Genomic DNA, 14,404 nt, shown 5'->3' on the forward strand with positions numbered 1-14,404 from the left:
CTCTGTCACAATCAGCCGTTGCATCAACAACAAAAAGTAGTGACATGATGAAACCCGAATTAGCTATTATACGCATTAAAAACCTGCGCTTGCGCACTTTTATCGGTATCAAGGAAGAGGAAATCAACAATCGCCAGGATGTGATCATCAATGTCTGCATCCATTACTGTGCCGACAAGGCGCGTAGAAGTGATGACATGGAGCACGCGCTCAATTATCGCACCATCACCAAGGCGATCATTAACCTGGTGGAAGACAACCGCTTCTCCCTGCTTGAGCACCTCACAGGGAAAGTACTGGAACTGGCCAGCGAGCATGAATGGGTAGAGCACGCCAGCGTGGAAATCGACAAGCCCCACGCCTTGAGATATGCCGACTCGGTTTCACTGCAACTGAGCTACCGTAAGCCGGTGTAAGTCAGTCTATACTCTGGAGAAACCTTCAGTGATTCAGGGAGAAAGCATGAATATTTTGCTCACAGGTGCAACCGGGTTTGTCGGTTCAGAACTGGCGCAGCGGCTGGCAAAACACCATAGGCTGACTATTTTGAGCCGCAACCCCGCGGCGGCCGAACAAAAGCTGGCGTTGGCACAGACTCGTTACATAGATTCGCTGCAAACACCCGGACTGCTTGAGGAGATAGATGCCATCATCAACCTTGCCGGTGAACCCATAGTTGCCAAACGCTGGAGCGATGAGCAGAAACAGCGGATCTGCCACAGCCGCTGGGACATCACAGAGCAGTTGGCCACACTTGTCCGCAACAGCCAAAAGAAACCCCAAGTCTTTCTCAGCGCCTCGGCGGTGGGTTTTTACGGCTGTCAGGGGCCGGAGCCCATAGACGAAAACGCCACGCCCCATGATGAGTTCAGCCACAGGGTCTGTGCCCAATGGGAGCAAAAAGCCCTGGCGGTTGCCGATCTCACTCGGGTTTGTATCTTTCGTATCGGCATAGTGCTTGGCAAAGATGGCGGCGCCTTGGCCAAAATGCTGCCTGCCTTCAAACTGGGCCTTGGCGGCCCGATTGGCCATGGCCGTCAGGGAATGAGTTGGATAATGCGCGAAGACTTGCTGCGCCTTATTGAATTTCTGCTGGAAAATGAAGCCTGCCGCGGCATATACAATGCTACTGCGCCTCAGCCCGTCAGCAATCGCGACTTCAGCAAGGCCCTCGGCAAAGCGCTGCACCGCCCCGCTTGTCTGCCGGCACCGGCATTGGCCCTGCAACTGGCCATGGGTGAGATGTCGACCCTGCTGACCGAGGGTCAGTTTGTATTGCCGGTTCATGCCCAGGCCGACGGCTTTGAATTCAACTATCCGGAAATCAACCACGCCATGAGGACCTTATTCGATAAAGACTAAAAGGTGTGAATAAGTCCCCGTGGTACTCTGGCTACGAGCAATGGCGCTGACCAGGTTTATTACCTGCATAAGCCTGTCATCCGGGGACCAGCGTCCTGAATCTACTTTCGGCGTGACATTGGTCATTTCAATCTCCTCTGACGCTCAAATTTGTTATCGAAGCATCCCAACTTAATGGCAATTCGGTTTATACTCTTAATCCTGCTAATCGTTCTTTCGGGAGAAAACCAATGAAAATCAGTGCACGTAATTGTCTTGGCGGCACCATCAAAGCCATCGAAGAAGGCTCTGTAAACAACGAAGTCATCATTGAACTGGCTCCGGGTGTCGAATTGACTTCCGTGGTCACCAAGGCCTCCTGTGAGCGTTTGGGGCTAAAAGTGGGTGACAGTGCATACGCACTGATCAAAGCCAGCAGTGTGATGCTGGGTGTGGACGAGTAATAGATGAGCAGCGCCGCAAGGCGCTGCTTTTTTAGTTATGCATAAGGACATCAGTTGGGCCGAAGTGCTGGGCCCGGAAAAACAACAAGCCTACTTTCGGGATACTCTGGCCTATATCGACGCCGAGCGCGCCCGGGGAAAGGCCATCTATCCTCCCAAAAACGATACCTTCAACGCCTTGCGTTATACACCACTATCGGCAGTCAAAGTGGTGATCCTGGGGCAAGATCCCTATCATGGTCCAGGGCAGGCCCACGGCCTGTGCTTCTCAGTGCCCAAAGGGGTGATGCCACCGCCATCATTGCAGAACATGTTTCAGGAGCTGGCCAATACAGTCCCAGGCTTCAGCTATCCAAGCCATGGCAATCTTTGCAGCTGGGCCAGTCAGGGCGTGTTGCTGCTCAATACTGTGCTCAGTGTCGAACGTGGTCAGGCACATTCCCACGCCCATCTCGGCTGGGAGCAGTTTACCGACAGAGTGATAGAGGCCATAGATAAATACACAGAAGGCGTAGTGTTTCTGCTTTGGGGTAAGCATGCCGGACTCAAGGCCCAGCGGGTTGACGGCAACAAACACCTTATCTTAAAGGCCCCTCACCCATCTCCGCTCTCGGCTCATAGAGGATTCTTTGGCTGCAATCATTTCAATCAGGCCAACGATTACCTCATAGCCAAAGGCAAGCCCCCCATAGACTGGCGCTTGCCGGATTAACCCGTTTTATCCGCAAGTTCCAGCAGCCAAGTTAACCGCTGGACATAAACGCTGGAGATAAAAAAACCGGTCACTTGGACCGGTTTTTTAACGTTAAATCAATGAGTCAAGTTACTCATCACCTTCTGGATAAATGATCTCGGCCTTGGCCTTCAGCATATCGATAACGGCGCGATAGTCATTCTCACCAAACTGGCTGTTGAGACGTTGCTTGATGGCCGCGACCTGATCGGCAGGTGCGCTTTCAGTGTCATGGATTGCATCCAGTACCACTACCGCATAACCGGTTGCCAGAGACACGGTATCAACACTCAAGCCTTCTTTAGCCTTGGCCATCTGGAATGCCTTACTCACCAAAGCGGAATCTACATCCTGGGTGAAACGTCCCAGGTTGGCGCGGCTTTGCAGCGCAATGTCGGCATTGCCTTCTTTGAGCTTAACCATGTATTCCTGTGCCTTGTCACGGGCAATCTCATTGGCTTTTTGCTGTTTGAGACGCGCTTCAATGGCAGGCTTAACCTCGGCGAATTCCAGCGTACCGGCTTGCTGATGCTCTTTAACGCGAACAACTACGACATGGTTGCGATCCACTTCAAGCAGCTCACTGTTCATGCCCCCCAGTACATCACTGGAGAAGGCTGCCTTGGACAGCTCAGGCTTATCGAAAGGTGCGGGCGCGTTGTCACGACCAAACAGTCGGGTAGTCTTGATCTCTGCACCAACGGCCTTGGCCGCTTCCTGCAGGTTATCAGGAATTTCATAGCTGGTATCGGCCAGTTTCTGCTGCAGGCCATAGAACTGTTTTACAGCTTCTTCCTGCTTGATCTGCTCAACTATCTTGTCTTTCACTTCAGCGAAAGGCGCAGTTTGACCGCTCTGAATATCCAGCAGTTTGATGATATGGAAACCGAAAGGTGTCTTGACCACTTTAGAGATATCACCCTTGTTCAGTGCAAACAGGGCTTCATCGAAAGCGGGATCCATCACACCAGGCTCAAACCAACCCAATTCGCCACCCTTCTCACCGCTCAGGGTATCCTGGGAATCAGACTTGGCCAGCGCAGCGAAATCGGCGCCGTTTTCCAGTTGCTTATGGATATCCTCTGCCTTGGCTTCGGCATTGTCGGTCGAGGCGTCGATCAGAATATGGGCTGCCAAACGCTTTTCTGCGGTCTGGTATTGATTCTGATGCTCATCATAGTAAGTCTTGGCTAGCTCGTCACTGACCTCGATACCATCGACCAGATCGTTGGCGTTAAGCTCGACATATTCCAGGCTGAGCATCTCCGGACGTTCAAATTGAGCCGGATTGGTGTCGTAGAATGACTTGGCTTCCTCTTCGGTCACTGTCGCTTGGCCCAGGAAAGGCTCGGCATCAACCAAGAGATAGCGAATATCACGGGTTTGTCCCTGCAGCTTGGCCAAAGATTCTGCCTCACCATTGAGAACAAACTCACTGCCAATCAAGGCGCTGATCAGCTGACGACGAGTCATGTCCACCCGCATGCTTTCACGGAAAGCAGCTTGCTGATAGCCTAATTGGCGCAGAATGGCCTCGAAGCGATCATTGTCAAACTTGCCTTCAGTCTGGAAAGCAGGCTCTTGTCTAATTGCTTCTATGATTTGGGCATTGGACACTCTCAAGCCCATTTCAGCGGCAGCTTGATCCAGCAACTTTTGCGCTACCAGACGTTCAAGCACGCCTTTTTTGATACTGGCCAGGTAAGCATCATTGGCCGCCAGGGCGTCAAACATCTCACCCAGCTGTTGTTCCAGACGGGCACGCTCGCTTTGATAGGCCTGGTCCAGTTCGGTTGTGGAAATCTCTTCACCATTGACTGTGGCGGCCGGAGCCACTGAGGAGGAACCCAGGTAACTGCTTACACCAGCAAATGCAAAGGAAAGTATCACCAGTACCAAAATACCTTTGGCAATTACGCCCTGTGACCCTTCGCGAATCTTCTCTAACATCAGACGTCTCGCTTATGCGATTAATAGTAAAAAAAGGCGCATCTCTTGTGGGATGCGCCTATCTGTAACATGAATGGAGTCTGCAGACGCTACTTCAGCTTATCCTCACACTCCGAAACGTCGGTTAACCCGGCGCTTCCCAATCCGTAAAAAGCACTGCCAGGCAGTGCTTAGTCTTTACGAAAGCCCTACAAAGGCTGCGATGTTAATTAGTTAACAGCGTCTTTCAGAGCTTTACCTGCTTTGAATGCAGGGATCTTAGCTGCAGCGATTTTGATCTCTTTCCCAGTCTGTGGGTTACGACCAGTACGCTCAGCGCGCTCACGCACTTCAAAAGTACCGAAACCAACAAGAGAAATTTTGTCGCCTTCTTTCAGACCATCAGTCACAGCTGCGATGAAAGAATCCAGTGCACGGCCGGCAGCGGCTTTAGAAATGTCAGCACCAGAAGCGATTTTCTCGATTAGTTCAGATTTGTTCATGTCATCCCCTTGAATGTAGTTTTCGCGCCGCAACCAAATCCTTCTCTAGAGCGGTCTGCGGAGGCTTTTATAACAAGCTTGATACCAAAGTTCAAGCTCAGTTGGAAAACCAAAGAATTTAAATTGGATACAGCTCAAAGCCAGTTGCCCCAAGGGCTTGGCACAACTGGCTCTCCACAGACCTAGGCTACCACAGGTCTGGGTTTTGTTAAGCCCCTTTTTTCACTTTTTTTAGTGGCATAGGACATTTTCTTGCGTTAGCCCAAATTTTTAACCACTTCAAAGCCCTCGACTGGTCGCTCAAGCGCCAGTTGCAGTACTTCATCTATCCAGCGAACCGGACGAATATCCAAGTCTGCCACTACGTTAGCCGGAATTTCTTCCAGATCCCGTTCGTTCTCCTTGGGTATCAACACCAGTTTGATACCACCGCGGTGGGCCGCCAGCAGTTTTTCTTTCAGGCCACCGATTGGCAGCACCTCGCCTCTGAGGGTAATTTCGCCTGTCATGGCAACTTCACCCTTGACCGGGTTACCCGTCAGGCTGGAAACCAACGCGGTACACATGGCGGCACCGGCTGATGGACCATCTTTCGGGGTTGCCCCTTCGGGTACGTGCACATGGATATCACGCTTCTCGTAGAAGTCAGGGTTGATCCCCAACTGCTCGGCGCGCGCCCGAACCACTGTCATTGCGGCCTGGATAGACTCCTGCATCACATCACCCAAAGAACCTGTATAGGTGAGCTTGCCCTTACCGGCCACTGAGGTGGCTTCAATAGTCAGCAAGTCACCGCCCACTTCAGTCCAGGCCAAACCTGTCACCTGACCAATCTGATTCTTGGACTCTGCCTTGCCATAGTCAAAGCGCTGTACCCCCAGGAAAGACTTGAGGTTGTCCTGATTGACATCCACGTGCTTGGTGTCTTTCTCCAGCATGATCTGCTTGACCACTTTACGGCAAATCTTCGACAGCTCACGCTCCAGCGCCCGCACCCCGGCTTCGCGGGTGTAATAACGGATCACCCCGAGAATGGCACTGTCATCAACAGTGATTTCATTCTTCTTCAGGCCGTTACGCTCAATCTGTTTCGGCAGCAAGTGCTGCTTGGCAATATTGAGTTTCTCATCTTCGGTGTAACCGCTAAGACGGATGACTTCCATCCGATCCAGCAAGGGGCCCGGAATATTCATCGAGTTGGAGGTGGCCACAAACATCACATCGGACAGATCGTAATCCACTTCCAGGTAGTGATCGTTAAAGGTCGCATTCTGCTCTGGATCCAACACCTCCAGCAGAGCCGAGGCCGGATCGCCGCGCATGTCCGAACTCATTTTGTCGATTTCATCGAGCAGGAACAGCGGGTTCTTCACCCCGACTTTGGCCATTTTCTGAATAATCTTGCCCGGCATAGAACCTATATAGGTCCGGCGGTGACCACGGATTTCCGCCTCATCACGCACGCCGCCCAGCGCTACCCGCACATATTTACGGCCGGTCGCTTTGGCAATAGATTGCCCCAGGGATGTCTTACCTACCCCTGGCGGGCCAACCAGACACAGGATAGGCCCCTTGAGCTGTTTCACCCGGCTCTGTACCGCCAGATACTCGAGGATACGTTCCTTAACCTTCTCCAGGCCATAGTGATCTGTATCCAGCACCTGTTCGGCCTTGGAGAGGTCACGCTTAATCTTGGAGCGCTGTTTCCAGGGCACAGAGGTCATCCAGTCAACATAGCTACGCACCACAGTGGCTTCGGCCGACATGGGTGACATCATTCTCAGCTTGTTGAGCTCGGCAGACGCCTTGTCTTTGGCCTCTTCCGGCATGCCGGCTTCTTCAATCTTACGGCTCAGACTTTCAAATTCGTCGTGGCCTTCATCGAGATCGCCAAGCTCCTTCTGGATAGCCTTCATCTGCTCGTTGAGATAGTACTCACGCTGGCTCTTTTCCATCTGCTTTTTGACCCGGGAGCGGATACGCTTTTCAACCTGCAGCAGGTCGATTTCCGCTTCCATCATGGCCATCAGATATTCAAGCCGCTCACCGACCTTGACCATCTCCAGCACAGACTGTTTGTCTGCCAGCTTGAGAGGCATATGGGCTGCCATGGTGTCGGCCAGCCGGTCGGCTTCTTCGATACCTGTGAGCGAAGTGAGCACCTCGGGAGGAATTTTCTTGTTCAGCTTGATATAGCCTTCAAACTGACTGATAGCGCTGCGAACCAGCACCTCTTCTTCCCTGTCGTCCAGCGCTTCGGACTCCAGGTAGTGTGCGGTAGCAACAAAGAACTCTTCTTCCTGGGTATAGCGTTCGATGCGGGCGCGCTTGCCGCCTTCGACCAATACCTTGACTGTGCCATCGGGCAGCTTCAGCAGCTGCAAAATGGAAGCGACTGTACCTACGTCGAAAATATCGTCTATGCCAGGCTCGTCCAGATCCGCATCCCGCTGCGCCACAAGAATGATCTGTTTATCCTGCGCCATGGCAGTTTCCAAACAACGGATGGACTTTTCACGTCCTACGAATAACGGAATTACCATATGGGGATAGACCACCACGTCTCTCAGTGGCAGCACGGGCAATTCGATTCGCGCTTCACGCTCTAGGGTCATAGTTCGATTCCGTTTCAGTTAAAGATTACAGAGAGTATATTGGGACGCTTTCCCGGCTTTCAATGGTAAAGACAAAAAAAGGAGCCCTAGTGGACTCCTTAATTTTCAACTTGATAGCTTGTTGCTCAGTTATTGGTCACCGGCAGCAGCCTGGGAGTCATTATTCTCGTAAATAAGAATAGGCGCTGACTCACCTTTCACCACGGATTCATCAATAACCACCTTGACCACGTTATCCATGGACGGCAGGTCATACATGGTATCCAACAGTATCGCTTCAACGATGGAGCGCAGACCACGGGCCCCTGTCTTACGGGACATGGCTTTTTGTGCTATCGCCTTAAGGGCGTCATCGCGAAACTCGAGTTCGACATTTTCCATCTCGAACAAAGTGGCAAACTGCTTGGTGATGGCGTTCTTGGGCTGGGACAGAATCTGAACCAGAGCCGCTTCGTCCAGTTCACCCAAGGTCGCAACCACAGGCAAACGCCCGATAAACTCGGGAATAAGGCCGTATTTGACCAAATCTTCCGGCTCAACCTGCAGCAGAGTATCGGTAATGGTGGCCTTTTCGGCCTGGCCTTTAACCTGGGCGCCAAAACCTATGCCGCTGCCCACATGGGAGCGCTGCTCAATCACCTTCTCAAGGCCTGCAAAGGCACCACCACAGATGAAGAGTATCTTGGAGGTGTCAACCTGCAGGAACTCCTGCTGAGGGTGTTTACGGCCGCCCTGAGGAGGTACGGCGGCAACAGTGCCTTCAATCAGCTTCAGCAGTGCCTGCTGCACCCCTTCACCGGACACATCCCGGGTGATGGAAGGGTTATCTGACTTACGGCTGATTTTGTCAATCTCATCGATATAGACAATACCACGCTGCGCCTTGTCGACATCATAGTCGCACTTCTGCAGCAGCTTCTGAATGATGTTTTCAACGTCTTCCCCCACATAACCGGCTTCGGTCAATGTGGTGGCATCCGCCATGGTGAAAGGCACATTCAGGAACCGCGCCAGGGTCTCTGCCAGCAAGGTTTTACCACTACCGGTTGGACCGATAAGCAGAATATTACTCTTGCCCAGCTCCACACCATCTTTGGGAGTACTGTTTTTCAGTCGTTTGTAGTGGTTATAAACCGCTACAGACAACACCTTCTTGGCCTGCTCCTGGCCGATAACATAATCATCCAGATGAGCACGCAGTTCGTGGGGAGTTGGCAGCTTGTCCTGATCCCGGTTGGGCGAAATCTCTTTTATCTCTTCGCGAATGATGTCATTACACAACTCGACACATTCATCACATACATACACAGATGGCCCGGCGATCAGCTTGCGAACTTCATGCTGGCTTTTTCCGCAGAAAGAGCAATACAGCAATTTGCCGCTATCACCGTTGCCTTTGTTGTCACCCATTACTCTACCTCTTTTGCAGTCTGCTCTACTGCCATACACTTAAGCGTCTTCAATCTGAGCATAGCCCAGCCAAAAGCAAAAATCAGCCTTAACGTTTGGTCAGAACCGAATCCACCAAACCGTATTCCATGGCCTGAGAAGCGCTCATAAAGTTATCTCGGTCGGTATCCCGCTCGATGATTTCCAGCGGTTGACCAGTGTGATCGGCCAACATCTGGTTCAGCTTCTGTTTGATCCCCAGGATCTCTTGGGCGTGGATAGCGATATCCGATGCCTGTCCCTGGAAGCCCCCTAAAGGCTGATGGATCATCACCCGCGAGTTAGGCAGACAGTGACGCTTACCCTTGGCACCACCGGCCAACAGGAAGGCGCCCATACTGGCCGCTTGCCCGATACATACAGTGCTGACATCCGGCTTGATAAACTGCATGGTGTCATAAATAGCCATACCGGCAGTGACAGAGCCGCCTGGTGAGTTGATATAAAGAGAGATCTCTTTATCCGGGTTTTCTGATTCCAAAAACAGCAACTGTGCCACGATCAGATTGGCCATGTGCTCTTCAACCTGACCAACCAGGAAGATCACCCGCTCTTTCAACAGACGTGAATAAATATCGTAAGAGCGTTCTCCCTTGGCAGTTTGCTCAACCACCATAGGAACGAGTGCATTAAGTACTGATTCTGGCGCGTTATGCATCATTAACTTTCCCTAAATAAAAAAACGGCCCGCATGAGGGACCTCATACGAGCCATTATAAATGGCGAACAACCAAGCAAGTCAAGCTTAGGTTATGCGCGGCCGGTAGCCTTGTTCATAAATTCTTCAAAAGCGACATCTTTCTTAGTCACTTTGGCTGATTTCAGAACCGCTTCAACGGCTTGCTCTTCCAGAGCCAGGTTGCGCATGTTCTGCATCAACTCTTCGTTGCCGTTGTAGTATTCGATCACTTCTTTTGGATCTTCGTAGGCAGAAGCCATAGAAGCGATCAACGCCTGTACGCGCTCTTCTTCAGCTTTCAGCTCGTTGGACTTGATCACTTCGCCCAGCAGCAGGCCGACTTTAACGCGGCGCTCGGCTTGTTCAGTGAACAGCTCGGCTGGCAGCTCAGGCATGTTGGCACCTTGGCCACCGAAACGCTGCATGGCCTGGCGACGCAGAACGTTAACTTCACCGTCGATCAGCGCTTTTGGCAGTTCGATTTCGTTGGCAGCCAGCAGGCCGTTCAGCACTTGTTCTTTCACATTGGCTTTCAGAGCTTGTTCCAGCTCACGGCTCATGTTCTTACTGATCTCAGCTTTCAGAGCATCGATGCCACCGTCAGTGATACCGAACAGCTTGGCGAACTCGTCGTTAACTTCAGGCAGGTTGGCACCCTTGACTTCTTTCACTGTGATAGCGAACTTGGCGGCTTTGCCTTTCAGGTTTTCGGCGTGGTATTCCTCAGGGAAAGTCACGTCGATGTCGAACTCTTCACCGGCTTTGTGGCCTTTAACGCCTTCTTCAAAACCAGGGATCATACGACCGCTGCCCAGTTGCAGTTCGAAGTCTTCGGCCTTACCGCCTTCAAACTCTTCACCGTCAACACTACCCACAAAGTTGATAACGACTTTGTCACCGTCTTCGGCAGCGCGCTCAACCGCTTCGTAAGTCGCATGTTGCTTGCGCAGGGTTTCGATCATGTTGTCAACGTCTGCTTGTTGTACTTCGGCAACAGGCTGCTCAACTTCGATACCGTCCAGGCCTTTGATTTCAACTTCTGGATAAATTTCAAAGGTCGCGGTGAACTCAAACTTTTCGGCGTCAGTGGCACCTGGGGTAAAGGTAGGAGCACCGGCAGGGTTCAACTTCTCGGCAATGATGGCCTCAATGAAGTTGCGCTGCATTACTTCACCGGTAATGTCTTGGCGAATCGCTTTGCCATAACGCTTTTCAATCACGCTAGCTGGGACTTTACCTGGACGGAAACCTGGAATACGGGCACGCTTGGCTTCGCGTTGCAGGCTGTCTTTAACCAGTTGTTCGATCTGCTCTGCAGGAACAGAGATGGTCAGGCGACGCTCCAGGCCTTGGGTTGTTTCAACAGAAACTTGCATTGTTTTACCTCGAAATGTGTCTAACGTCCTTTGCAATAGCCGATTGTTTCAACTATTCAGGTATTCGTTTCTTGATCTTTAACTTGACTGAAATGCCCATCAGAAGTGAATTCCGGCACCGGTCGCACATTGTTGATTGTTATCAAGACGCAGCATTATATCGACCGTTCTTAGTGGAGTCGAGCCTCAATGCCACAGAAAAGGGCATAAAAAAAGCGACCTAAGGTCGCTTTTTTTATAAAAGAGTGGGGTGACTGATGGGGCTCGAACCCACGACAACTGGAATCACAATCCAGGGCTCTACCAACTGAGCTACAATCACCACCGAAAGTGGTACGCCCGGCAGGATTCGAACCTGCGACCATCCGCTTAGAAGGCGGATGCTCTATCCAACTGAGCTACGGGCGCAGGATCTGCAAATTCGATTTGCATCCTAAGCGGTACTGACAATGCTATCCACACTGCCCTTGAAATCTGGTCGGTGATAGAGGATTCGAACCTCTGACCCTCTGCTCCCAAAGCAGATGCGCTACCAGGCTGCGCTAATCACCGAAATACTTTCCAACTTTTACCCGACTTTAAGTCAGATAAATCAAATTTGGTCGGTGATAGAGGATTCGAACCTCTGACCCTCTGCTCCCAAAGCAGATGCGCTACCAGGCTGCGCTAATCACCGAAAATTTTCTCCAAGCGCGGTTACAACCGGCTTGCCTCGAGAACGGAGCGCATCTTAGCCCCTCACCCAACAAGCGTCAACGATTTTTTTAAGCGCTTTATCTGCTTGGCGAAATTACGTGCTGCTTTGACGAAATTCTGTGTTCTGGAGCAGGTTTGTCCATGACACTCCCAAGCCTCACTGGTAAAATAGCGCCGTTTTCAACATCGCGCCATACAAAGGATATCCTACACCCATGACAGCCCAACTAATAGATGGCAAAGCGATTGCGCAATCCATAAGACAACAGCTAAAGCAAAAAGTCGCTGCACGTCAAGCAGCGGGACAACGTATCCCAGGCTTGGCTGTTATTCTGGTGGGTGCTGATCCTGCCTCTCAGGTTTATGTCGGCAGTAAGCGTAAAGCCTGTGAAGAAGTGGGGTTCATCTCCCGCTCCTATGATCTGCCGGATTCCACCAGTGAAGAAGAACTGCTGGCCCTGATAGATTCACTCAATGAAGATGCCGCCATTGATGGCATTCTGGTGCAGCTGCCGCTGCCGGAACATATTAAAGAATCCAAGGTGATCGAGCGGATCCGTCCCGACAAAGATGTCGACGGTTTCCACCCTTATAATGTCGGCCGTCTGGCTCAACGGATCCCGGTACTGCGCTCCTGCACTCCCATGGGGATCATGACCCTTATCAAGTCTACCGGTATCGATACCTATGGTCTGGATGCGGTTGTGGTTGGCGCCTCCAATATTGTGGGCCGTCCCATGACTCTGGAGCTGCTGCTGGCCGGCTGCACCACCACGACTTGCCACAGATTCACCAAAGATCTCAAGGATAAGGTCAGCCGCGCCGATCTTCTGGTGGTTGCCGTCGGCAAACCCGGCTTTATCCCCGGTAGCTGGATCAAACCAGGTGCCATAGTCATAGATGTGGGCATTAACCGTCTCGACAGTGGCCGTTTGGTGGGCGATGTTGACTTTGATGTTGCCTGTGAGCGCGCCAGCCATATCACCCCGGTTCCCGGTGGCGTGGGCCCTATGACCATAGCCAGCTTGCTGGAAAATACCCTGTTTGCCGCGGAGCAATATCACGACTAAAGGTCGATTGAAACCAACCTCAGTTTGGTTTTCAATTTCAAGCGATAAAAAACGCCGGCTTCAACAGCCGGCGTTTTTGTTTCGATTATTGGCAAAGAAGGATTACTTCTTGCGCCAGCTGGTCCCCTGTGGGCCATCTTCCAGCACCACACCCAGCTCATTCAGCCTGTCTCGGGCAACATCAGCTGCCGGCCAATCCTTCTCGGCGCGGGCGCGGTTGCGTTCGGCAATAAGTGCTTCGATCTCAGCCACTTCATCGTCGCTGCCCTCGCCTTTGAAGAAGGCTTCAGGTGTAGAGCTGACAATCCCAAGCACTGCGGCCAGTTGTTTCAGTGACACGCCAAGGGCCGAGGCTGCCGCCATATCCACGCCCTTGAGGCGGTTGATTTCACGCACCATCTCAAACAGCACAGAGTAGGCTTCGGGGGTGTTGAAGTCATCATCCATCGCCGCCTTGAAGCGCTCAACATACTCTTCGGCAGGCGCCGCAGTAACACTCAGGTCAAGGCCTTTGAGCGCTGTGTAAATTCGCTCAAGCGCGGCTCTAGCCTGCTTGAGGTTGTCTTCCGAATAATTCAACTGGCTGCGGTAGTGGCCGGACAACAGGAAGTAACGCACGGTTTCGGCATCATAATGCGCCAACACATCGCGAATGGTGAAGAAGTTACCCAGCGACTTGGACATCTTCTCTTTGTCGACCATCACCATGCCGGTATGCATCCAATAGTTCACATAAGGCGTGTCGTGGGCGCAGCAAGACTGGGCGATTTCATTTTCATGATGCGGGAACTGCAGATCGCTGCCGCCGCCATGGATATCGAAATGTAATCCCAGGTGTTTGCTGTTCATGGCAGAGCACTCAATGTGCCAACCTGGACGCCCCGGGCCCCAAGGTGAATCCCAGGTAGGTTCACCGGGCTTGGACATCTTCCACAGCACAAAGTCCATGGGATCGCGCTTGTGCTCGTCCACTTCGACCCGGGCACCGGCCTGCAACTGCTCCAGGTTCTGCCCGGAAAGCTTGCCGTATTCAGGGAAAGAGGCGACGCTGAACAGCACATCGCCATCATCGGCCACATAGGCATGACCACGGGCGATCAGCGCCTCGACCATTTCGATAATCTCGCCAATATGCAGAGTCGCCCTTGGCTCCATATCGGGGCGCAGCATGTTCAGGGCATCAAAGTCTTGGTGCATCTGGCCGATAAGACGCTCGGTGAGGCTATCGCAGCTCTCGCCATTTTCATTGGCGCGCTTGATGATTTTGTCATCCACGTCTGTGATGTTGCGCAGGAAGTTAACCTGGTAACCCGCGTAACGCAGGTAGCGCACTATCATGTCAAAGGAAACAAAAGTCCGGCCATGACCGATATGACACAAGTCGTATATGGTGACACCACACACATACATACCCACTTTACCTGGGTTAATCGGTTTAAATTCCTCTTTTTGGCGGCTCAGACTGTTGTATATCTTCAACATCGACTTTCTCTTCAACAATATAGGATTAGTGGGTAAAACGAATCTGGCAGTTTAGCATTGCCAAAAG

At 51.9% G+C, this 14,404-nt stretch carries 12 protein-coding genes and 4 tRNA genes; 5 read left to right on the forward strand and 11 right to left on the reverse strand.

Annotated elements, in window-relative coordinates; all coding sequences use genetic code 11:
- Nucleotides 1-47: 47 nt before the first annotated feature.
- From folX to ung, 4 genes are all read left to right on the forward strand, one after another.
- Nucleotides 48-416, forward strand: coding sequence for a dihydroneopterin triphosphate 2'-epimerase (gene folX / locus N512_RS0110295; RefSeq protein WP_028780270.1), 369 nt, complete (start codon nucleotides 48-50; stop codon nucleotides 414-416).
- A gap of 46 nt (nucleotides 417-462) precedes the next feature.
- Complete coding sequence (locus tag N512_RS0110300; protein ID WP_028780271.1) at nucleotides 463-1,362, forward strand: TIGR01777 family oxidoreductase; 900 nt, start codon at nucleotides 463-465, stop codon at nucleotides 1,360-1,362.
- A 230-nt stretch (nucleotides 1,363-1,592) separates the two neighbouring features.
- A complete protein-coding gene (locus tag N512_RS0110305; RefSeq protein ID WP_028780272.1) occupies nucleotides 1,593-1,805 on the forward strand; it encodes a TOBE domain-containing protein in 213 nt (70 codons plus the stop codon).
- A 37-nt stretch (nucleotides 1,806-1,842) separates the two neighbouring features.
- Nucleotides 1,843-2,517, forward strand: a complete 675-nt coding sequence (gene ung, locus N512_RS0110310; RefSeq protein ID WP_028780273.1) for a uracil-DNA glycosylase — start codon at nucleotides 1,843-1,845, stop codon at nucleotides 2,515-2,517.
- Between the two features lie 111 nt (nucleotides 2,518-2,628).
- Here ung and N512_RS0110315 read toward each other — a convergent pair whose 3' ends face one another.
- The 10 genes from N512_RS0110315 to N512_RS0110360 all read right to left on the reverse strand — a co-directional run bounded on the left by N512_RS0110315 (nucleotide 2,629) and on the right by N512_RS0110360 (nucleotide 11,765).
- Nucleotides 2,629-4,488 (reverse strand): SurA N-terminal domain-containing protein, encoded by a 1,860-nt coding sequence (locus N512_RS0110315; protein WP_028780274.1) that lies wholly within the window; start codon nucleotides 4,486-4,488, stop codon nucleotides 2,629-2,631.
- Nucleotides 4,489-4,697: 209 nt separating this feature from the next.
- The gene (hupB, locus tag N512_RS0110320) at nucleotides 4,698-4,970 is read right to left on the reverse strand and encodes a nucleoid-associated protein HU-beta (RefSeq protein ID WP_025010704.1); all 273 of its coding nucleotides are present in this window, start codon (nucleotides 4,968-4,970) and stop codon (nucleotides 4,698-4,700) included.
- Between the two features lie 257 nt (nucleotides 4,971-5,227).
- On the reverse strand, nucleotides 5,228-7,585 hold the full coding sequence (gene lon / locus N512_RS0110325) for an endopeptidase La (RefSeq protein ID WP_025886755.1): 2,358 nt from the start codon (nucleotides 7,583-7,585) through the stop codon (nucleotides 5,228-5,230).
- Nucleotides 7,586-7,714: 129 nt separating this feature from the next.
- A complete protein-coding gene (gene clpX, locus N512_RS0110330) occupies nucleotides 7,715-8,995 on the reverse strand; it encodes an ATP-dependent protease ATP-binding subunit ClpX (RefSeq protein ID WP_025010705.1) in 1,281 nt (426 codons plus the stop codon).
- An 88-nt stretch (nucleotides 8,996-9,083) separates the two neighbouring features.
- On the reverse strand, nucleotides 9,084-9,692 hold the full coding sequence (gene clpP / locus N512_RS0110335) for an ATP-dependent Clp endopeptidase proteolytic subunit ClpP (RefSeq protein WP_025010706.1): 609 nt from the start codon (nucleotides 9,690-9,692) through the stop codon (nucleotides 9,084-9,086).
- Nucleotides 9,693-9,784: 92 nt separating this feature from the next.
- Nucleotides 9,785-11,089, reverse strand: coding sequence for a trigger factor (gene tig / locus N512_RS0110340; protein ID WP_025010707.1), 1,305 nt, complete (start codon nucleotides 11,087-11,089; stop codon nucleotides 9,785-9,787).
- A gap of 246 nt (nucleotides 11,090-11,335) precedes the next feature.
- Nucleotides 11,336-11,411, reverse strand: a tRNA-His gene (locus tag N512_RS0110345).
- A gap of 9 nt (nucleotides 11,412-11,420) precedes the next feature.
- A tRNA-Arg gene (locus N512_RS0110350) sits at nucleotides 11,421-11,497 on the reverse strand.
- Nucleotides 11,498-11,564: 67 nt separating this feature from the next.
- Nucleotides 11,565-11,641: transfer RNA gene (locus N512_RS0110355), tRNA-Pro, on the reverse strand.
- Nucleotides 11,642-11,688: 47 nt separating this feature from the next.
- Nucleotides 11,689-11,765 (reverse strand) — tRNA-Pro (locus tag N512_RS0110360).
- A 235-nt stretch (nucleotides 11,766-12,000) separates the two neighbouring features.
- Here N512_RS0110360 and folD point away from each other — a divergent pair.
- Nucleotides 12,001-12,855, forward strand: coding sequence for a bifunctional methylenetetrahydrofolate dehydrogenase/methenyltetrahydrofolate cyclohydrolase FolD (gene folD / locus N512_RS0110365; RefSeq protein WP_028780275.1), 855 nt, complete (start codon nucleotides 12,001-12,003; stop codon nucleotides 12,853-12,855).
- A gap of 102 nt (nucleotides 12,856-12,957) precedes the next feature.
- On the opposite strand, the gene cysS is transcribed toward folD, so the two are convergent.
- Nucleotides 12,958-14,337 (reverse strand): cysteine--tRNA ligase, encoded by a 1,380-nt coding sequence (cysS, locus tag N512_RS0110370; protein ID WP_028780276.1) that lies wholly within the window; start codon nucleotides 14,335-14,337, stop codon nucleotides 12,958-12,960.
- Nucleotides 14,338-14,404: the final 67 nt, after the last annotated feature.

Source organism: Shewanella sp. 38A_GOM-205m, from assembly GCF_000518445.1.
Classification (GTDB): domain Bacteria; phylum Pseudomonadota; class Gammaproteobacteria; order Enterobacterales; family Shewanellaceae; genus Shewanella; species Shewanella algae.